A 19299-nucleotide genomic window follows, 5' to 3' on the forward strand; every position below is an offset into this window, starting at 1 on the left:
GTGGGGTCGGGTGGTTCGGGGGGTGGCGTTGTTGTCCACACCCACCCCCCCCCCCCACGACCCACTGGACCCACCCCTCACCGGAAGCCTCAAGACGCCACGTTTGCCTTACCCCCGATAACCCTCATCAGAAAGACTCCAGGCAGCACGGCTCCCGATCGGTGGCGAAGGCCGCCGTCGCCCGCGAAACCGCCCCGGCCGTCCGCTCCTTGATCCGCCCCGCCGCGGCCAGCGTGCTCGGCCGGGTCCCGCCGAGGAAGATCGCGCCGAGGTCGGTCACGTCCAGTTCGAGACCCGGCGCGTCGTCGACGCGGGTCACCTCGGCGTGGCCGTCGGTGTCGGTGACGAGCCGCCAGTTCCCGGTGTTCCACGGGCAGAACGCGTCGCGCACGCCGAGCACCAGGTCCACCGGAGCGTTGTAGCGGCGAGTGACCAGGGCGCGATCGACGTCGACGAGCCGGAACCACAGCGAGTCCCCGGCGGAGCGGGTCATGGCGCGCGGATTGGCCAGCAGATGGATGAGCGGTTCGTCGAGGGCTGCGAAGGTCTCCACCGTGACGACCAGGTCGTAGTCGAGCAGGAAGCGATAAAGCGCCGCGTACGCCTCCGGCGTGGTCGCGACCAGTTCCTGCACGGTCAGGATCCCTCGCGGGCCCTCTTCGTTCCAGTCGTTCTTCACGCGGTAAATGACGTAGCCGTCCGCCAGGACCGCGAACTTGAGCGCTGTCGCGCCGTGACGGCGGTACTCCGGGTCGTCGAGGATGAACTCCCACGTCGACTCCGGCCGGTCGAGCGCACCGACCCGCTGCGGCGCTTCCTTCTCGTAGAGCGCCTTGATCAGCGGGATCGCCTGCTCGCGCTTGATTTCGCGCACCGGTTCGGTGTCGAGTTCGACGCCGGGACGGAACACCGACTTCGCCCGCACCTTCGCCCGGTAGAACTGCGCCGCGAGACCGTAACCGAAGCGGGGGTAGATGACCGCTTCGGACGCCCACAGCGCGGCGATCGGTTCGCCGCCGTCCTCGTGCAGGCCGTGCAACTGCGCCCGCATGACGCGGGTGAGCGCGCCGCGCCTGCGGTGCCCCGGAGCGACGCCTACCGACGTGACCGCGGCGAGCGGCGTCTGCCCGGCGCCGGGAACGGTGATCTTCCGGGTGAGCAGTTCCCCGGTCCCGATGAGTTCGTCGCCGTCGAAGACGCCGTGCGCACGTTCCGGCTCGAACACCAGCGTTTCGCGGTGCTTCAACCCCTCCGTGAGATCAGTGAGAAAAGCGCCTGCGAGCAGCTCGGCGAACGCGGGCAGGTCGTCGGTGGTCAGGGTGCGGATGGTCAGGCTTTCATCGCTCACACCGTCGTCCTACGCCTGTTCACCGACGACCGCCACGCATTAAAGTGCGGATATCAGGGCCGAGGCCCGATCACCTTTCCGGCTTCCTTGACCTCGATGGCCATCGCGGGACAGGAATCGGCCGCGTCGAGCACGGTCTCGTCCGCGTCGACCTCGTCCGCGATCACCGTCGCCGTGGCGCCTTCGAGTTCGAAGACCTCCGGCATCAGCGAAGCACACATCCCCGAGCCGATGCACGTTCCGCCATCGACCTCGACTTTCCAGCTCATGGTCACCATCCGATCGGCATGGAGCGGGGCCCCCGCACCAGCATTTGCGTCTTCCACACGATATCGCCGTCGAGGCGCAATCCGGGAAGATCTCGGAGCAAGGCGCGCAGGGCTTCCTGCAGTTCCAACCGCGCCAGCGGGGCACCGAGGCAATGGTGCACGCCGTGGCCGAAACCGAGGTGGGGATTGGTTTCGCGGTCGAAGTCGAGGGTTTCCGCCGCACTGAACTGGAGTGCGTCCCGGTTGGCGGCGCCGATCGCGACCATCACCGGTTCGCCTTCCTTCACCAGCACGTCACCCACCTGGATGTTTTCGGTGGCGTAGCGAGCGAACCCGGCCCCGGCACCCAAGGGGATGAACCGGAGCAGTTCTTCCACCGCGGCCGGGATCAGGTCCAGGTCGGCGCGCAGCCGGGCCAGCTGGTCCGGCTGGTCGAGCAACGCGTAGACGAAGTTGGGGATCTGGCTCGCGGTGGTCTCGTGCCCGGCGATCAGGATGCCGATGCACATGTCGACCAGTTCCAGCTCGCTCAGCCTGTCGCGGACGTCGCGTGCCTCGATCAGCGCGGTCATCAGGTCGTCCTGAGGCTGGGCGCGGTGCTGCTCGACGAGCACGTGCATGTACGCCCGCAGCTCGTCCTGGTTGGCCATCATCTGTTCGGTGGTCAACGGGCTGGTCGACAGCGCGGCGTCACTCCAGACGCGGAACTTCGGCCGGTCTTCGACGGGGACACCGAGCAGTTCGCAGATCACCGCGACCGGGATCGGCAGCGCGTAATCCTCGACGAGGTCGGCGGGCTGCCCCTTGGCCTTCATGTCCTCGATCAGGCCAGCCGCCAGTTCCGCGACCCTCGGCCGCAGCAGTTCGACGCGGCGCATGGTGAACGCCTTCGCGACCAGCGTGCGCAGCCGCGTGTGGTCGGGCGGGTCCATGCTCAGGATCCCGCCGGGCCGCCTGCCCGGCGCCATCCGCGGCTCGTCCCTGTCGGTGGCCATCGCGCGGGAGAACCGCCGATCGCCCAGCACGAACCGCGCGTCGGCGTACCGCACGGCGAGCCAGGCGGGCTCACCGTGGGGCAGGCGGACACGGAGCATGCCTTCGGCCTCGCGGGCGGCGGCGTAGGCCTCGTTGAGTTCGAGTCCCGCGTCCTCGTTGAAGGGATAGGCGAAAATTTCGGTGTCAGTGGTGGTCATTTGTCCGGAAACCCCCCGGCTCGGCGGTTTGTAAGCAGCTGCTTACAACGCTAACCATGATCACGGACAGCGTCAATGCGCCTACCGTGCGACAGCCGGATAGCCTGTGCCCGATGACGGAAGAACCGCAGGTCCGCAAGCGTGACGCGGCCGCGACCAGGGCGGCCCTGCTCGACGCGGCAGCGGTTCTGTTCGGCGAGCGCGGTTTCGACCGGACGACGGTGCGCGACATCGCGAAGCTCGCCGGGGTCAACCAAGCTCTGCTGTTCCGCTACTTCGGTTCGAAGGATGCGCTCTTCGAAGAGGTACTGGCGCGCGGTGGCCGCGAGCAGATCGCCACCACCCCGCCGGGTGAACTCCTCGGGACGGCACTGCGCAGCATGCTGCAATCCGACACCGGCCGCGATCGCACCCTCGACGCCTATCTGCGCTCGACCGGGCACGACAGCGCCGCGGCCGCGGTCCGGCGGCAACTCGGCGAGGAATACGCGAAGGTACTGGCCACGCTGACCGACGCCGAAGACGCGGATCTGCGCGCCGACCTCATCCTGGCCTGGCTGCTCGGGATCGGGCTCGTCCGCGAGATCACCGGTAAGGAGCCTCTGGCCAGCGCGGATCCGGACGACGTCTGCCGCCTCGTGCTCGGCGCCGCGCGAACCCTGCTGGAACGCAGCGGGTAATTCGGTCGCCGCCGGAGGATCCGCTGCCCTACGGTCGCGTCCGTGACCTCGTTCCCACCTGCCGGCACCGAAGCCGAGTTCGACGCTCTGACCAGGCAGGACCTCCTTCCGGCGGTGACGTCACTGACCGGGTCCCTCGGCCTCGGCGACGTCGTCCCGTTCACCGAAGGCTCACTGCCGGTCTACGCCGTCGGCGAAGACCTGGTGCTCAAGCTGTTCCCGCCGGTGCACCGCGACGAACTCCCCACCGAACGGACGATGCTCGAGGTCCTGCACGGGAAACTGCCGATCCCGACCCCCGCGGTGCGGGACGCCGGCGAGCGGGACGGCTGGGGCTACGTGCTCATGGAGCGTCTTCGGGGCGAGACACTGAAAGACGCCTGGCCGAAACTGTCCACAGAGGACAAACACCGGCTCGCGCCCGAACTCGGCGAGGCGCTGGCCGCCCTGCATTCGCTGCACGACCCACGGCTGGACGTCCTTGCCCCGCGGGACTGGGCCGCCTTCATCGCCGAACAGCGCGCGAAGGCCGTCGAGCACCATCGCCGGACCGGCCTCGACGAGAGCTGGATCGGACAGATCCCGGCGTTCCTCGACTCCGTCGACCTGGGCAGCCCGCCCGTCGTTCCGCTGCACACCGAATTCATGCGCGACCACGTCATGGTCACCCACGACGGCGAACGCCCGAGGCTGAGCGGCCTCTTCGATTTCGAACCGGCGATGCGGGGCGCGGCCGAGTACGATTTCGTCGCCGTCGGCCTGTTCGTTTCCGGCGGGGACAAGAATTTCCTGCGGCGACTGCTCGCCGGGTACGGCGCCGACCCGGACGAGGACTTCGCGCGACGTTGCCTGGCGTACGCGCTTTTGCACGTCTACAGCAATTTCACCTGGTACTTCAAGATTCTTCCGGCGCCGGACGAACCGACACTGGAGAGCGTCAGCCGCGCTTGGTGGTAGCCCACGTCACCGGCACCGCTTCGGGACCGCGAATGGAAAGCGGCGGCCGCCAGACGATGGCCGACGCCGGAACCGCGAGATCCAGTCCCGGCAGTCCGTCGAGCAGGGTCCGGAACGCGATCTCCCCTTCGAGCCGGGCGAGCGCGGCGCCGAGACAGAAGTGAAGTCCGTGCCCGAAGCCGAGTTGTGGCGCGTTCCGGCGCCGGATGTCGAACCGCGACGCGCCGGGAAAGGCGCTCTCGTCGCGATTCGCCGCGCCGGTGTGCGCCAGCACGGCTTCACCGCGCCGAACCAGCCCCGCGCTCAATTCGACGTCCTCCAGCGCGACTCGCAGCAGCGACGCGTCGGCCGGCCCGTCGAATCGCAGGATCTCCTCGACGGCGCCCGCGGTCAGCCCGGGATCCGAGCGCAACGCGGCGAACTGCTCCGGATTCCCGGACAGCAGGACGATCCCGGTCGCGATCAGGCTGACCGTGGTCTCGTGTCCGGCCAGGAGAAGTTGGGTGGCCAGGTCGATCAGCTCTTCCTCGGTGAGCCGGTCACCGTCCTCGTCGCGGGCGTGCACGAGCACGCTTAGCAGGTCTTCACCCGGCGTCGCCCGCTTGACGGCGACGAGGGCGGCCATGTCCTCCGCCCCGTCCCGCCGGGCCTGCGCCACTTCCTCGGGGCTGTGCGCCACCGGTGTGACGATCACCCGCGACCACTGGCGGAACCGTTCCCTGCCTGCGAACGGGACGCCGAGGATCTCGCACATGACGGCGGTGGGCAGCGGGAAGGCGAACACCTCGACGAGATCCACCGGCGGCCCGTGTTCGGCCATCGCGTGCAGGAGACCGTCGGCGATCTCCTGGATCCGTGGCCGCAGCGCGGCGATCCGGCGGACGGTGAAGGCCTGCGCCGACAGCTTCCGCAACCGCGTGTGATCCGGCGGGTCCATGTTCAGGATGCTGTGCTCACCGGTGGAGAAGTCGCCCGGCTCGATGAGGCAGGGCGCGCCCGGAGCGAGCAGGTTCCGGGAGAACCGCTTGTCCGAGAAGATCAGCCGGACGTCTTCGTACCTGGTCACCAGCCAGCCTTCACAGCCGCTCGGGAAGACGACCTTGGACATCGGCGGATGGTCGGCGTAGATCGCGCCCATCGGGGTCGCGGGGTCGTCCTTGGCCGCCGGGTACGTGGCTGTCATGGGCCGATGATGAGCGGGCGACGCCGGGATCGGAAGTCTCCGGCCGATCACCCGCCCGAAGAGCCGAAGATCCTTCTCACCACGTGATAATCCCGCGCAGGAACTCCAGGCGGCTTCGACGAGCGCGTCCGGGTTCGCGAAAGCCAGGAGAAACTGCCTTTCGTCGTCGGTCGGGTGTCGTGAGTGGTAATGACGGTTAGAACCGTCATTACCACTCACGAGGATCGGCCCTAGGGAAGCGCGCGCCGGAGTAGTTCCGCGAGGTGCACGGCCCGGCGTCCGTCCAGTTGCCCGATCTGTGTCCGGCAGCTGAACCCGTCGGCGACCACTTCGGTCCCCTCGGCCGCGGCGCGGATCGCGGGCAGCATGCGATCCTCGGCGCAGGCGACGGAAACGTCGTAGTGCCCGCGTTCGAAACCGAAGTTGCCCGCCAACCCGCAGCAGCCGGAATCCATGGTGGAATTGTGGATACCCGCGGCGCGCATCGCGGCCTCGTCGGCGTCGAAACCGAGCACGGCGTGCTGATGACAGTGGACCTGGCTGAGCGCCTCGACGTCGAGCGCGCGGAATTCGAGCGGCGAGTCCTCGACGAGTTCGGCGAACGTCCTGGTGTGCCGGGCGAGCAGTTCCGCCATCGGCTCATCGGGCAGGAGCGCCGGAAGGTCACCGCGGAAGAGCGCCGTGCAACTCGGTTCCAGCCCGGCGACCTGATACCCCGCGCGCAGATACGGTTCGAGGACGGAAAGCGTGTTGCGCAACACCTTCTTCGCCATGTCGAGTTGTCCGGTGGACACCCAGGTGAGGCCGCAGCAGACACCGCGATCCGGCAGGACGACGTCGTAGCCCGCCGCGGTGAGCACTTCGGCCGCGGCGTCGAGGACGTCCGGGGTCAGGTAGTTGTTGAAGGAGTCGGGCCACAGCACCACGGGCCTCGAACCGGTCGCCCAGCGCTTGAGATCGCCACGGCGTCGCGTGAACGGCGCCGTGGCGAAGGTCGGCAGCTCCCGTTCCGGCGCGATCCCGCCGAGCCGTTTCAGCAGGCCGGAGAACCGGCGCGACATCGTGTTCGCCAGCCGCGGCGCCAGCGCGGCGGCGCGCAGCCACACCGGGAGCCAGCCCATCGAGTAGTGCGACGCCGGGCGCAGCCGCCCCTTGTGATGCTGGTGCAGGAATTCCGCCTTGTAGGTCGCCATGTCGACATCGACCGGGCAGTCGGACAGGCAGCCCTTGCACGACAGGCACAGGTCCAGCGCCTCGGCGACCTCCTTCGACCGCCAGCCGTCGGTGATCAGTTCGCCGTTCACCATCTCGGCGAGCAGATGCGCGCGGCCCCGCGTCGAGTGTTTTTCCTCGCGAGTGGCGCGGTAGCTCGGGCACATCACGCCCGCGCCGGTGGTGTTGCGGCACTTCCCGACGCCGACACAGCGCCGCATCGCCTGACCGAAGCTGCCCTGGTCCTCCGGGTACGCGAGCGCGGTGACGTCTTCGAGTTCCAGCGGCGCGCGTCGCACCCGGAGATCCGCGTCGACCGCCCTCGGGGCGACGAGGATGCCGGGGTTCATTTTTCCGCCCGGGTCGAAAATTCCCTTGAACCGCTCGAAAAGCGCGAGGATCTCAGGGCTGTACATCCGGGGCAGCAGTTCCGAGCGGGCCTGGCCGTCGCCGTGTTCCCCGGACAGCGAGCCGCCGTGCTTCGCGACCAGGTCGGCCGCCTCTTCGAGAAAGGACCGGAACCCGGCGATCCCTTGCGGGGAAAGCAGATCGAAGTCCAGCCGCAGATGGAGGCAGCCCTCACCGTAGTGGCCGTAGACGACGCTCTTGCGGCCGTGCGCGCGCATGAGTTCCTTGAACTCGCGCAGATACGCCCCCAGCCGCTCGGGAGGGACGGCGGCGTCCTCCCAGCCGGGCCAGGCCTCCTCGCCACCGGCGAGCCGCGTCGCCAGCCCGGCGCCCTCTTCCCGGATGCGCCACAGCCGCTTCTGCGCGGCCGCGTCGTCCAGCAGGGTGGCTCCGGTCAGCGCGCCGCTCAGTGCGGCGATCAGGTCGCGCGCCTTGTCCGGATCGGCCATCTCGACGAACAACCAGGCGCCACCGGGCGGCAGGCCGTCGGCGCGGCCGGGTTCCAGCAGCGCGACGAGGTCCGCGTCGACACCTTCGACGGTCAGCGGCGACCAGGGCAGGATCGCCGGGACGGCGTCGGCCGCGGCGATGTCGGACTCGAAACCGAGTACCGCGAGCACTTTGCGCTTCGGGACCTCGGCGAGTGAGACCTTCGCCTCCAGCACGGTGACGCAGGTGCCCTCGCTGCCGACCAGCGCCTTGGCGACGTCGAAACCGTTCTCCGGCAACAGGTGTTCCAGGCCGTATCCGGACACGCGCCTGCCGAAGGTGGACAGTTCGGTGCGCAGCAACGCCAGGTTGTCCCGGACGAGTGCGCGTAGTTCGGAGAAGACCCGGCCTTCCGTACCGGGCATGGCCGCACGGGTGTCCACTTCGGACGGTGAGGTCGGCCCGACGGTCAGCCGGGTGCCGTCGTAGAGCAGTACGTCGAGTTCGCGGACGACGTCGACCGTGCGCCCATAGGCGACCGAATGCGAGCCGCAAGCGTTGTTGCCGATCATCCCGCCGATCGTGCAGCGCGAATGCGTCGACGGATCGGGCCCGAACCGGAGCCCGTGCGGCGCGGCGAGCGCCTGGAGGTCGTCGAGGACGGTTCCGGGCGCCACCCTCGCCGTCCGCGCCCCGGGATCGAGGTCGAGGACGCCGCCGAGGTGTCGCGAAGTGTCGATCACGACGCCCGGCCCGCACGAGTTGCCCGCGACGCTGGTGCCGCCGCCGCGGGCGATGACCGGCAGCCCGGCCTCGCGGCAGGCGGCGACGGCCGCGACCACCTCGTCGACGCTCCGCGGCAGCACCACACCCAGGGGCACGTGCCGGTAATTGGAGGCGTCGGTCGTGTACAGGGCGAGTGTCGCGGCGTCGGCCAGAATCTCCACGGGTCCATTCAAGACAACCGCGGCCGAGAAAGCACCGGTGTACCTCTCCGGTCGGGTGTGTCGGAAACCACGTCCGTGTGCGATCGTGATCGCGTGACGGCGAAACGCCAGGTCGCGGAGGAACTCGCCGCCGAGCACAGCGCGGTGCTCGGCGGGCTCCTTCGCGAGCGTGAAGAGTTGCTCGCCACCCTCGACCGGGTCGCGGCGCTCAACGGGACGGCGCGGCTGATCCGCGAGTCCATCGGTACGCATTCCGGCTTCGTCGCCGAGCTGGCGGGCCCCGAACAGGCGGTGATCCGCTGGACGTCGGGCACCCGCACGGACGCGCTGCAGGATCTCGCCGTGCCGATCGGCCAGGGCATCGGCGGCCGGGTGCTCGCGCTGGGCAGGCCGGTCCGGGTCACCGACTACGTCAGCTCGCCAAGTATCACCCACCAGTTCGACGCGCAGGTCCGCGGCGAGGGGTTGGCCGCGATGATCGCCGTCCCGATCCTCAGCGAGTCCGGTGGGAAGACCGAGACCGTCGCCATCGCGTACGCCGCCATGCGCGAGCCCCGTGACTTCGGTGACGACGCGGTGCAGTCCCTCGAAGACATCGCCGGTGAGGCCGGCCGGGCGCTGAAACTGGCGTCGGTCGCCGAGGCCGACCGTGAGACGGCCTTGTCCGCCGAACGGCTTCGGATGCAGAGCGCGCTGCACGATTCGGTCGGCGCGCTGCTGTTCTCCATCGGCGTCCAGGTCCGGAACCTGCATGAGGACATCAGCGACAACCCGGCGCTGGAATCGCGGCTGCGGCGGCTCGAAGGCGACGTGTCGGCCGCGTCACGGGCGCTGCGGGAGTCGCTGCTGGCGCTGTCGGAGTCGAGTCCGGAACGCGCGCTGCCGGTGGAACTGGCCGAGCACTGCCGCTCGTTCCAGGCCCGCAGCGGCGTCCCGGCTCGGTTCGTCCAGCTCGCCCCGGTGCCACGGCTGGACGCCGAGCGCACCGGCCTGCTCGTGGCGGCCGTCCGGGAAGCCCTGCTCAACGTCGAGAAACACGCCGACGCGCTGTCGGTCGTGGTCAGCCTGCTGCCCAGCGAAGACGGCGTGCAGGTGGTCGTCGCCGACGACGGCGCCGGTCATCGCGACGAGGAACCCGCTCCCGGCACCGGGATGGGCCTGCGCGCGCTGGCCGAACGCGCCGCGCGGCTCGGCGGCCGGGTCAGCCTGGTCCGCGACGATGACGACGGGTGCACACTGCGCGCTTGGGTGCCGGAACCGTGCCGTCGCCGGTGACCGTGCTCGTCGTGGACGACCATCCGGTGGTCCGTGACGGGGTGAGCCTGCTGCTGCGCTACGACCCGTCGATGAGCGTCGTCGGGTCGGCCGAGACCGGACGGGCCGCGATCCAGCGGGCGGGTGAGCTGAAACCGGTGCTGATCCTGCTGGACCTGCGGCTGCCGGACATGCTCGCGCCCGAGGTCATCGCCGAACTCCGGCGGGTGCATCCGGCCGGGCGGATCGTGGTGTTCACCGCGCACGGCGACCATCAGGGGGTGCGGGCCGCGCTGGACTCCGGCGCGCACGGTTGCCTGCTCAAGGACGTCGCGGGGACGGATCTGGTGGCCGCGTTACGGCAGGTGCTGAAGGGCGAACACGTCGTCGATCCGCGCATCTTCCCCGACGACGGCCACCGGTCCGACGCGCTGGCCCGCAGCGGTCTGACGCGGCGTGAGTACGAGGTCCTGCGGCTGGCCGCGCAGGGCCAGACGAACCCGGAGATCGCGGAGTCGACCGGGCTGGCGCGGAACACGGTGAAGACCTACCTGCAGTCCGCGCTGCACAAGCTCGGTGCCCGCAACCGCGTCGAAGCCATCGGGAAGGCTTCCGAAGCCGGCCTCCTGTAACCCTGCGTTTCGTCCTCTCAATGCGGTAGTTGCGCGTGCATGTACCGCATTGAGAGGACTAAATGCGGCTGGTCGGCACCGTGTCCGTTTTGTAGCCGCGTGGGTCTCCAGGTGGGGGTAACGCGGCGGAGGGTGCCCACGCAGGATGACCGCCACCGATCGTGACTCGCGTCACACGAACGGAGGAGGCGGCTTGCTGAGTGTCCGTGATCTTCAGGTGCGGTACGGCCGATCGGTGGCCGCACTGCACGGGGTCGACCTCGACGTTTCCCCTGATGGCGTACTGGCCGTCCTCGGCAGCAACGGCGCCGGGAAGTCGACCCTGCTGCGCACCGTCTCCGGGACGCTGCGCATGCACCGCGGCTCGGTTTCCGCCGGCGAGGTCCGCTACGACGGCAAACCGCTGACCAGGCTCGATCCGGCCCGCATCGTCGGTCTCGGCGTGGTCGGCGTCCCCGAAGGCCGTCAGGTCTTCGCGCGGATGACGGTCGAAGAGAACCTGCGCGCGGGCGGGATCGGCGCCCGCTCCCCCGGCCAACGCGCCGCCGCCCGCAAACGCGTCGACGAGCTCTTCCCCGTCCTGTCCGAACGCGCCAACCAGCGCGCCGGTCTGCTTTCCGGCGGCGAGCAGCAGATGCTCGCGATCGGCCGCGCGCTGATGTCCGGCCCGCGGTTGCTGCTGCTCGACGAACCTTCGCTCGGGCTCGCACCGAAGATCGTGGAGCGGATCGGCGCCATCGTCCGCGAGATCCACGAGCAGGGCACGGCGGTCGTCCTGGTCGAGCAGAACGCCGTGATGGCGTTGCGGGTGGCCGATCACGCGATCGTCCTCGAGGTCGGCCGGGTCGCGCTGGCCGGGACGACGGCCGAACTCGTGGCGAGCGAGGACGTCCAGCGGCTCTACCTCGGCGGTCACGCCGAATCGCAGGCCACCGCCGAAGCCGAGGCCGAAGACGCCCGCGAGCACCGCGCGGGCCGGAGCCTGTCGAGGTGGGCCGGATGACGCCGCCGGAATTGCACGTCGAGAACGTGACCCTGCGCTTCGGCGGCATCCGGGCGCTGGACGACGTCTCGTTCACCGTCGGCTCCGGTGCGCTGCACGCGCTGATCGGCCCGAACGGCGCCGGGAAGTCCAGTTGCTTCAACGTGATCAGCGGGCTCTATCGGGCGGACAGCGGCAGCGTCCGGCTCGGCGACACCGTCCTTTCCGGACTCCCGCCGCATCGGCTGGCCGGACTCGGCGTGGGCCGCTCGTTCCAGAACGCCGCGCTCTCCCCCGGCTCGACCGTGCTCGACAACGTCATGCTCGGACGGCACGCGCTGACCAAGGGCGGCTTCCTCGCCTGTGGTCTCCGGCTGCCGTGGACGATCCGGGCGGAACGACGGCATTCCGCGCGGGTCAAGGAGATCTGCGAGTTCCTCGGGATCGGCGCGCTGGTGGACCTGCCGGTCGGCGCGCTGCCCTACGGCGCGGTGAAACGCGTCGACCTCGCCCGCGCGCTCGCCGTCGAACCGGTCCTGCTGCTGCTCGACGAACCAGCGGCCGGGATGAACGCGACCGAGACGGCCGAACTGGCCGGGACGATCCGCGACATCCGCGATGAGCTCGGCATTTCGATCCTGCTCGTCGAACACGACATGGGGCTGGTGATGGGCATCGCGGACCGGGTCACCGTCCTGGACTTCGGCAAGCGCATCGCCGACGGGACACCGGCCGATGTCCAGTCGGATCCGGACGTGATCAAGGCATACCTCGGCACGGAGGCCACGGCGTGAACACTTTCCTGCAACTCGTGGTGAACGGACTCGGCAAGGGCGCGGTGTTCGCGTTGCTGGCGCTGGGTTTCGTGATCATCTTCAAGGCCACCGAGGTGGTCAACTTCGCGCACGGCTCGCTCGTGCTGTTCGGCGGCTACCTGGTCGTCGTGACCAGGGAGGCGCTCGGCTGGGCGGGCGCGTCGCTGGTCGGCATCGTGTCGGCGGGGCTGCTCGCGCTGCTGCTGGAACGGTTTCTGCTGTCCCGCTCGCGGCACGCGGACGCGAACAGCCTGGCGTTGCTGACCATCGGCGTCGACGTGATCGTCACCGAGGAGATCGTCCGGCGCCTCGGCGTCACGTTGCCGTTCCTCGGCGACGCCTGGGACGCGCAGCCGTTCCGGATCGGCGGGATCACCCTGTTCCGCACGCATCTCGTGGCGCTGGTGGTCGCCGCCGTGCTGATCACCGCGTTCACCTTGGCCTTCAAGTACTCGAACTGGGGTGTCGCGATGCGGGCGCAGGCCGAGAACCGCGAGGCCGCCGCGCTGATGGGGATCCGCAGTTCCCGGGTGACGGCGACGGCGTGGGTGGTCGCCGGGGTGCTCGCCGGGGTCGCGGTGCTGTTCATCGCCACGCAGGACTTCTCGGGCGCGGGGCTGTCTCGCGGCACGCATTCCATCGCGCTCGCGGCGTTCCCCGCGGCCATCCTCGGCGGGCTGGACTCGACGGCGGGCGCGGTGGTGGGTGGCCTGGTCGTCGGACTCGTCGAGGCGCTTTCGGCGCAGTACGTGTCGTTCGACTTCTCCAAGAGCGCGGTCTTCCTGGTGATGCTCGTGGTCCTGGTGGTGCGGCCGTCCGGATTGTTCGGGACGAGGGAGAGCACACGTGTCTGACACCGCTGTGAAGACCTCGCCCGCGGCGCCGCCGACACCGCCGGTGAAACGCGATCGGAGGCGGCTGTTCAAGGCGTTGGCCTGGGTCGCGCTGCTCGTCGTCCTGCTCGCCATCCCGCTCTATCTCGACGCCGCCTGGCTGAAGGCCGGGCAGTACATGATGATCGGCGGGGTCGGCGCGATCGGGCTGACGCTGCTGGTCGGGCAGGCCGGGCAGTTGTCGCTGGCACACGCGTTCTTCCTGCTGGCCGGCGCGACCGGGTACACCGTCCTTTCCGGACCGGCCGACGACGAGCGCGTGTTCGGGCTCGGCGTCGATCCCGGGCTGGCGCTGGTCGGCGCGGTGGTGATCGCGGCTCTGCTCGGGCTGGCTTTCGCTCCGGTTTCGGGACGGCTGCGGGGAATCTACCTCGGTGTCGCGTCTCTTTCACTGGTGTTCCTGGGTCTCTACTTAGGACAGTCGGCCGAGACGCTGACCGGCGGGACGTCGACCGGGCGCACGCCCGAGCCGTTCTCCCTGTTCGGTTTCCCGTTCACCAACGGCGGCCCCGAAATCGAGCTGATGGGCGTCCCGATCCGGCAGGCGGAACGGATCTGGTACCTGTTCCTGCTGCTGACCGTGCTCGCGTTCGTGGTCGCCAAGGCGGCGGTGCGCAGCCGGGTCGGCCGGTCGTGGCGGGCGGTGCGGGACAACGAGGCGGTCGCGTCCGTGATGGGAGTCAGCGTCACGCACGCCAAGGCGGGCGCGTTCGCGGTCTCCTCGGCGTACGCGGGGCTCGCCGGCGCGATGACCGTGCTGTGGTTCGACATCCTCAAACCCGACGAGAGCGAATTCGGGACGTACGGGATCAACATCTCCATCGCCTTCCTGGCCATGGTGATCATCGGGGGACTCGGCTCGGTGCCGGGCGCGCTGGTGGGCGCGCTGATCGTCAACGGGCTGCCGCAGGTGCTTTCGCTGTACTCCGCCGATCTCGGCTGGTTCTCCGGAACCGGGGACGGCGCCTTGACCCCGATCCTGGTCAGCTCGTTCGTCTACGGCGCCGCGATCATCCTCGTGGTGCTCTTCGAACCGGGCGGGCTCGCCGCGATCGGCCGCCGCATCACCCCCGCCAAGAAACATCGTCTCCCGGAGGAGCAAGACAAATGAAGCGCACATATCCGGCCGTCGCGCTGGCGGCGGTCCTCGCCCTTGCGGCGTGCAGCACGAAAGCGGGCGACTCGGGGTCCTCGGGGGCGGACGGTTCGGGGGTCAAGACCGACAAAGGAGTGACCGCCTCGGAGATCACCCTCGGCGTGATGACCGACAAGACCGGGGTGTTCAAGAACCTCGGGCTCGGCATCACGCAGGGGAACGAGTTGTGGGCCAAGGACTTCAACGCCGCGGGCGGGGCGTGCGGGCGCCAGGTCGAACTGGAGACCGTCGACCACGGCTACAAGGCGGACACGGCCAAGACGCTGTATCCGCAGATCGAGCCGAAGGTGCTCGGGTTCGTCCAGCTGCTCGGCTCCCCGGTGGTCGCCGCGCTGAAACAGAACATCGCCTCGGACAAGACCGTCGCCGCGCCCGCGTCGTGGTCGTCGGAACTGCTCGACAACCAGTACGTGATGATCGTCGGGACGACCTACGACCTGGAGATCATCGACGGGCTGTCGTACTTCCAGGAACAGGGCCTCGTGAAGGACGGCGACACGATCGGGCACGTCTACATCGACGGCGAATACGGCAAGAACGGTTTGCGCGGCTCGCAGTTCTACGCCAAGAAGCACAACCTGACGATCAAAGAGGTCAAGGTGACCTCGACCGACAACGACCTCACCAACATCATCACCGGACTCAAGGGCGACGGCGTGAAATCCATCGTCCTGACCACCACCCCCGCGCAGACCGGTTCGGCGCTCGCGGCGAACAAGGCGCTCGGGCTGAACGTGCCGGTGCTCGGCAACAACCCGGTATTCGATCCCGTGCTGCTGAAGAGCCCGGCGGCTAACGCGCTGGACAAGCTGACGATCGTCGCCAGCAGCGTCCCGTTCTCCGCCGACATCCCCAAGGCCAAGGACGTCGCGACGAAGTACAAGGCAGCGTACAAGGAGACCCCGAACGGCGGGATCCCTTACGGCTACGCGGTCGGCGAGGTGTGGGGCACGGTGCTCACGAAGGCGTGCGAGAACAAGGACCTCACCCGGGACGGCATCGCCGCCGCACTGAAGCAGACGACGTCGGCGAGCACCGGGGATCTGGTGGCGGCGCTGGACTTCTCGAAGGCGGGCACCCCGGCGACGCGCCAGGTGTACGCGGCGACACCGGACGCGTCGGCCGAGGGCGGGGTCCGCTACGTCAAGCCGCTGTTCGAGGCTCCTGAGGCGAAGGAGTACGTGGCGCCGCACCAGAAGTGAGACGAGCTTCAGCGAGAGCGTTCGCTTCGGCCAGCGGTGTGGTGCCGTTGGCCGAGGCGGCGTCGAGGAGCTGTCGCGTGGTCGTCTCCAGGGTTTCGACGCGGGCGATTGCCTCCGCGTGGGTCAGCGCCTTGGCTTCGCGTCCGAGGGTGTAGAGGACTCCCCCGGCGCTCGCCACGAAGTCCGGGATCCACAGGATTCCCTTGGCGGCGAGGTCGTCCGCCACCGTGTCGTCGGTCAGCTGGTTGTTGGCGGGGCCGACGACGAGCGGTGCGGTGACCTCGGTTTCCGGCCCGAAGAGCCCGCCGACGGCAGCCGGGATCAGGACGTCGGCGGGGAAACCGAGCACTTGATCCGGCCGGATCACGCCCAGCCCCTGGTCCGCCGCGAGAGCCAGCCGTCGTTCGTCCACATCGGACACGGTCACCTCGGCGCCCCGCGCGGAAAGCTCGGTGGCCAGATACGCACCGACCGAGCCGTAGCCGCTGATGACCACTTTTCGTTCCTTCATCGAGGCGTCTCCGAAGGCCGTCCGTGCCCCGGCCTTCAGTGCCGCGAGCACGCCGACGGCGGTCGGCCCGCTCGAAGAACCGGTGCCACCGTGCTCTTCGGGGAGACAGAACACGTGCGGGGTCCGTTCACGCAGCACGAGCATGTCTTCCGGGCCCGTGCCGACGTCCGGACCGGCGAGATACGCCCCGCCGAGTGACGCGATGAGGTCGGCGTGGTCGAGCAGGATGTCACGCCGCTTCGCGGGCGTCGGCGTCCTCTGCAGCGCGACGACGCTCTTGCCGCCGCCGAAGTTTAGGCCCGCGACCGCGCATTTACGGGTCATGGCCTCGGACAACCTCAAGACGTCGTCGATCGCGTCGCGGATACCGGGATAGACCTTGAACCGGCAGCCGCCGACGGCCGGGCCGAGCGTGCTCGAATGCACGGCCACCATCGTGGTCACCCCGGATCGGCGGCCCCGCCGCACGACCAACTCCTGTACGGACATTTTCGCTTCCTTCCGCGCAATTAGTCGGCTGCTCTGAAGTTAGGCTGATCACCAGGCTTGCAGAGCCTCTGGCGAACGATATTCGGCAGACTCCGGGAAGGAAGCATCGTGGACGAACTTGATTCGGCGATCATCCGGGAACTCCAGGCGGATGCGCGGCAGTCGAACCGCGACATCGCGCGCAAGGTCGGCGTCGCGCCGTCGACCTGTCTCGAACGCACGCGGCTGTTACGGGAACGCGGTGTCATCCGCGGCTACCACGCGGACATCGACCTGCGCAGCCTCAACCGCGGTGTCCAGGCGATGGTCTCGGCCCAGGTGCGGCCGCTGAGCCGGGAGGTGATCGACTCCTTCCAGCGCTCGGTCGCGGAATTGCCGGAGGTCCTTTCCGTCTTCGTCACCGCCGGCAGCGATGATTTCCTGATCCACGTCGCCGCGCAGGACGTCGATCAGCTCCACTCCTTTCTGGTGGATCGCTTGTCGAAGCGCAAGGAGATCGTCGGCTTCCGGAGTTCGATCATTTTCCGGCATCTGCGCAAGACCGAGCTGGAACCGCTTCCGCGACGAATACCGGGTGAGGGTCCCTAGGGGCGCACCCTTGATTACGCGACACACCGCCCTTGAGTACGTCCGAAATCCGAGGAATCGCATCGGAGAAGACGGAAACTGTCGGGGGTTTGGGTTTAACTGTTCATCAGCGGACCAGAAAGGAGGCACGCCATGGACGTTCGGACCGAGCTGAATCATCGTGAGCGGGCCACCCTGAGAGCCGTGGCCGATGGCCACGCCGAGATCAGCTGCAGCTGCGAGCCGGACCTGTTCGTCGACGGTCTCGCCTGCTGCGACCAGCACACCGCGCACCGCCTCGCCCGTCTCGGCCTGGTGGCTGCCGCCAGGGGCGGGAGGTGGGGCGAACGCGTCCCCGCCCTGCTCACCCAGGCGGGGGCGGCGGCACTGGGGGTCGCGACACCGGAGCTGGCCGCGTAAAACGGGTTGCCCCGGCGGTTCCCCGGCGCGACGCTTTGCCCATGCGTGTCTTTCTGGAGACCGAACGGCTCCTCCTGCGGCAGTTCACCGACGCCGACGTCGACGGTCTGTTCGCGCTCTACGACGACCCCGAAGTCATGCGGTACCTCAATGGGGGCAAACCGGCCGACCGGGCGGAGATCGAAAAGCGCGACCTTCCCGCTTTTCTCGGTTACTACGAGCGTTCCCCCGGCTACGGGTTCTGGGCGGCGATCGAGAAAGCCGGCGGGGCTTTCCTGGGGTGGTTCCATTTCCGGCCGCTGCGCGGGCATCACACGGACGATCCCGAACTGGGTTACCGGCTGAACCGGTCGTCCTGGGGCAAGGGGTACGCCACCGAGGGATCGCTCGCGCTCCTGGAGAAGGGCTTCACCGAACTGGGGGTCCAGCGGGTCTGGGCGGGAACGATGGCGGTGAACCTCGGGTCGCGGCGCGTGATGGAGAAGATCGGGATGCGCCACATCCGGACCTATCACGAGGACTTCGACGACCCGATCCCCGGCACCGAGGAGGGCGAGGTCGAGTACGCCATCACCGTCGACGAGTGGCGCGCCCGCTCCCGGGAGCGGCGCATTTAGAGGACTAAACGCGGGAGATGGTAGGTACCTACTCGTGGCCTGCGGCGTTGTCCGAGTGAAGTACATGATGGCCCCCTTCCTTGCGCCTAGCGCAAGGAAGGGGGCCATCATGTACTGGGGAGGGGTTCTTCCCACGCCGCCGTTGTGACCGGTGGTGCTGCTGAGGCTCGTGATGTCCTTCACGGCACGGCCGCTACCGGACTCGCCCCGCAGGCACCTGAAACACTTTTGGCCCTAACCCGAATCGCCACTCACGACCAACCCAACCCACACCTCACCCGCCACCTCAGCCACACCAGCACCACCACCGATAACGCACATGCGGCGCAAAATACCCAAATCAGGCACTTCGCCGTGTAGATGATCCTGTATGGATGGCCGCGAGGGCGTGGGGTCGGTTGGACGGGTCCGCACTCGCCTTCAACTTCCGCACGCCATGTTCGCCCTACCGCCACCTCAGGTTCCAGCGGCGCATTTAGTCCTCTAAATGCGGGTCGTCGGGAGCCAGGTCTCGCCGATCTCCTCGGCGAGGGCCTCCCCGCCGGTCAGGTCCGCCAGCCAGGAGTTGAAGGCGTCGCCCTGGTCCGGCGCGAGGCCGACGTCGAAATGCGCGACGTCCTCGAACCGCGTCGCGTGCAGCAGGTACGGCGACGAGCGGAGGTCGTTCTCCAGCCGTCCGGCCCGGTCGTAGTCGACGACGACCTCCACCAGCCGCAGCCGCCGGTACTCCCGCACCCCGACGACGTCGACGGCTTCCGACACGGCCTGCCCGTACGCGCGGATCAAGCCGCCCGCGCCGAGCAGCACCCCGCCGAAGTACCGGGTCACCACCGCGACCGTGTCGGTCAGCTCCCGACGGCGGAGCACCTCGAGCATCGGGGTGCCCGCCGTGCCCGCCGGTTCACCATCGTCACTCGAACGCTGGGCGCGACCGTCGGCACCTAACACGAAGGCGTGACAGTGGTGCCGGGCCGCCGGATCGGCCTTCTTGCGGGCGGCGATCACCTCGCGGGCGGCCTCTTCCGAGGTGACCGGCGCGAGGGCGCACAGGAAGCGGGAACGCCGGATTTCGATCTCGTGGACCCCGGTGCCCGCCACGGTCAGGTAACGATCCGCCATCGGCCAAGCCTCTCAA

19 protein-coding genes are annotated in these 19299 nt (G+C 68.9%); 12 read left to right on the forward strand and 7 right to left on the reverse strand.

Annotated features, from left to right (window positions below):
* Positions 1-127: 127 nt before the first annotated feature.
* Genes ACZ54P_RS25895 through ACZ54P_RS25905 form a run of 3 tightly spaced genes read right to left on the reverse strand, consistent with a single transcriptional unit; the run spans position 128 to position 2810 of the window.
* Complete coding sequence (locus ACZ54P_RS25895) at positions 128-1348, reverse strand: GNAT family N-acetyltransferase (RefSeq protein WP_465464150.1); 1221 nt, start codon at positions 1346-1348, stop codon at positions 128-130.
* Positions 1349-1401: 53 nt separating this feature from the next.
* Positions 1402-1617 carry a ferredoxin gene (locus ACZ54P_RS25900; RefSeq protein ID WP_465464151.1) on the reverse strand — a complete coding sequence of 72 codons (216 nt, stop codon included), beginning with the start codon at positions 1615-1617 and terminating at the stop codon, positions 1402-1404.
* Positions 1618-1619: 2 nt separating this feature from the next.
* Entirely contained in the window at positions 1620-2810 is a 1191-nt protein-coding gene (locus ACZ54P_RS25905; RefSeq protein WP_465464152.1) for a cytochrome P450, read from the reverse strand.
* A 113-nt stretch (positions 2811-2923) separates the two neighbouring features.
* On the opposite strand from ACZ54P_RS25905, the gene ACZ54P_RS25910 reads away from it, so the two are divergent.
* A complete protein-coding gene (locus tag ACZ54P_RS25910) occupies positions 2924-3490 on the forward strand; it encodes a TetR/AcrR family transcriptional regulator (RefSeq protein WP_465464153.1) in 567 nt (188 codons plus the stop codon).
* Between the two features lie 42 nt (positions 3491-3532).
* On the forward strand, positions 3533-4447 hold the full coding sequence (locus tag ACZ54P_RS25915; RefSeq protein WP_465464154.1) for a phosphotransferase family protein: 915 nt from the start codon (positions 3533-3535) through the stop codon (positions 4445-4447).
* Here the strand turns inward: ACZ54P_RS25915 and ACZ54P_RS25920 are convergent.
* Both ACZ54P_RS25920 and ACZ54P_RS25925 read right to left on the reverse strand, forming a co-directional pair.
* Positions 4428-5630, reverse strand: coding sequence for a cytochrome P450 (locus tag ACZ54P_RS25920; protein ID WP_465464155.1), 1203 nt, complete (start codon positions 5628-5630; stop codon positions 4428-4430). The genes ACZ54P_RS25915 and ACZ54P_RS25920 overlap by 20 nt on opposite strands.
* A gap of 230 nt (positions 5631-5860) precedes the next feature.
* The gene (locus tag ACZ54P_RS25925) at positions 5861-8626 is read right to left on the reverse strand and encodes an FAD-binding and (Fe-S)-binding domain-containing protein (RefSeq protein WP_465464156.1); all 2766 of its coding nucleotides are present in this window, start codon (positions 8624-8626) and stop codon (positions 5861-5863) included.
* Between the two features lie 93 nt (positions 8627-8719).
* On the opposite strand from ACZ54P_RS25925, the gene ACZ54P_RS25930 reads away from it, so the two are divergent.
* The 7 genes from ACZ54P_RS25930 to ACZ54P_RS25960 all read left to right on the forward strand — a co-directional run bounded on the left by ACZ54P_RS25930 (position 8720) and on the right by ACZ54P_RS25960 (position 15560).
* Positions 8720-9901 (forward strand): GAF domain-containing sensor histidine kinase, encoded by a 1182-nt coding sequence (locus ACZ54P_RS25930; protein ID WP_465464157.1) that lies wholly within the window; start codon positions 8720-8722, stop codon positions 9899-9901.
* Positions 9871-10512, forward strand: coding sequence for a response regulator (locus ACZ54P_RS25935; protein ID WP_465464158.1), 642 nt, complete (start codon positions 9871-9873; stop codon positions 10510-10512). The genes ACZ54P_RS25930 and ACZ54P_RS25935 overlap by 31 nt, the downstream gene beginning before the upstream one ends.
* Before the next feature lie 193 nt (positions 10513-10705).
* Positions 10706-11515, forward strand: a complete 810-nt coding sequence (locus ACZ54P_RS25940; protein WP_465464159.1) for an ABC transporter ATP-binding protein — start codon at positions 10706-10708, stop codon at positions 11513-11515.
* Entirely contained in the window at positions 11512-12288 is a 777-nt protein-coding gene (locus ACZ54P_RS25945; RefSeq protein WP_465464160.1) for an ABC transporter ATP-binding protein, read from the forward strand. Before ACZ54P_RS25940 ends, ACZ54P_RS25945 begins: the two co-directional genes overlap by 4 nt.
* Entirely contained in the window at positions 12285-13163 is an 879-nt protein-coding gene (locus tag ACZ54P_RS25950) for a branched-chain amino acid ABC transporter permease (protein WP_465464161.1), read from the forward strand. The genes ACZ54P_RS25945 and ACZ54P_RS25950 overlap by 4 nt, the downstream gene beginning before the upstream one ends.
* A complete protein-coding gene (locus tag ACZ54P_RS25955; protein WP_465464162.1) occupies positions 13156-14313 on the forward strand; it encodes a branched-chain amino acid ABC transporter permease in 1158 nt (385 codons plus the stop codon). Before ACZ54P_RS25950 ends, ACZ54P_RS25955 begins: the two co-directional genes overlap by 8 nt.
* Positions 14310-15560: an ABC transporter substrate-binding protein gene (locus ACZ54P_RS25960; protein ID WP_465464163.1), complete on the forward strand. Its 1251-nt coding sequence runs from the start codon at positions 14310-14312 to the stop codon at positions 15558-15560. The genes ACZ54P_RS25955 and ACZ54P_RS25960 overlap by 4 nt, the downstream gene beginning before the upstream one ends.
* On the opposite strand, the gene ACZ54P_RS25965 is transcribed toward ACZ54P_RS25960, so the two are convergent.
* On the reverse strand, positions 15502-16560 hold the full coding sequence (locus ACZ54P_RS25965) for a Glu/Leu/Phe/Val dehydrogenase dimerization domain-containing protein (protein WP_465464164.1): 1059 nt from the start codon (positions 16558-16560) through the stop codon (positions 15502-15504). The two genes, ACZ54P_RS25960 and ACZ54P_RS25965, sit on opposite strands and share 59 nt — an antisense overlap.
* A 108-nt stretch (positions 16561-16668) precedes the next feature.
* On the opposite strand from ACZ54P_RS25965, the gene ACZ54P_RS25970 reads away from it, so the two are divergent.
* The 3 genes from ACZ54P_RS25970 (at position 16669) to ACZ54P_RS25980 (ending at position 18164) form a co-directional block, all read left to right on the forward strand.
* The gene (locus ACZ54P_RS25970; protein WP_465464165.1) at positions 16669-17148 is read left to right on the forward strand and encodes an Lrp/AsnC family transcriptional regulator; all 480 of its coding nucleotides are present in this window, start codon (positions 16669-16671) and stop codon (positions 17146-17148) included.
* 132 nt (positions 17149-17280) lie between these two features.
* On the forward strand, positions 17281-17547 hold the full coding sequence (locus ACZ54P_RS25975) for a hypothetical protein (protein ID WP_465464166.1): 267 nt from the start codon (positions 17281-17283) through the stop codon (positions 17545-17547).
* 41 nt (positions 17548-17588) lie between these two features.
* Entirely contained in the window at positions 17589-18164 is a 576-nt protein-coding gene (locus ACZ54P_RS25980; RefSeq protein WP_465464167.1) for a GNAT family N-acetyltransferase, read from the forward strand.
* A gap of 483 nt (positions 18165-18647) precedes the next feature.
* Here the strand turns inward: ACZ54P_RS25980 and ACZ54P_RS25985 are convergent, their stop codons facing one another.
* Positions 18648-19283 (reverse strand): YigZ family protein, encoded by a 636-nt coding sequence (locus tag ACZ54P_RS25985; RefSeq protein WP_465464168.1) that lies wholly within the window; start codon positions 19281-19283, stop codon positions 18648-18650.
* Positions 19284-19299 lie beyond the last annotated feature (16 nt).

Source organism: Amycolatopsis sp. NPDC034160 (assembly GCF_055575355.1).

What these genes read in the sequence shown, in the direction of transcription:
- ACZ54P_RS25945 (WP_465464160.1), top strand. Translation starts at nt 11,512, where the DNA reads ATGACGCCGCCGGAATTGCACGTCGAGAACGTGACCCTGCGCTTCGGC.
- ACZ54P_RS25910 (WP_465464153.1), top strand. Translation starts at nt 2,924, where the DNA reads ATGACGGAAGAACCGCAGGTCCGCAAGCGTGACGCGGCCGCGACCAGG.
- ACZ54P_RS25960 (WP_465464163.1), top strand. Translation starts at nt 14,310, where the DNA reads ATGAAGCGCACATATCCGGCCGTCGCGCTGGCGGCGGTCCTCGCCCTT.
- ACZ54P_RS25920 (WP_465464155.1), bottom strand. Translation starts at nt 5,630, where the DNA reads ATGACAGCCACGTACCCGGCGGCCAAGGACGACCCCGCGACCCCGATG.
- ACZ54P_RS25985 (WP_465464168.1), bottom strand. Translation starts at nt 19,283, where the DNA reads ATGGCGGATCGTTACCTGACCGTGGCGGGCACCGGGGTCCACGAGATC.
- ACZ54P_RS25905 (WP_465464152.1), bottom strand. Translation starts at nt 2,810, where the DNA reads ATGACCACCACTGACACCGAAATTTTCGCCTATCCCTTCAACGAGGAC.
- ACZ54P_RS25975 (WP_465464166.1), top strand. Translation starts at nt 17,281, where the DNA reads ATGGACGTTCGGACCGAGCTGAATCATCGTGAGCGGGCCACCCTGAGA.
- ACZ54P_RS25980 (WP_465464167.1), top strand. Translation starts at nt 17,589, where the DNA reads ATGCGTGTCTTTCTGGAGACCGAACGGCTCCTCCTGCGGCAGTTCACC.
- ACZ54P_RS25965 (WP_465464164.1), bottom strand. Translation starts at nt 16,560, where the DNA reads ATGTCCGTACAGGAGTTGGTCGTGCGGCGGGGCCGCCGATCCGGGGTG.
- ACZ54P_RS25900 (WP_465464151.1), bottom strand. Translation starts at nt 1,617, where the DNA reads ATGAGCTGGAAAGTCGAGGTCGATGGCGGAACGTGCATCGGCTCGGGG.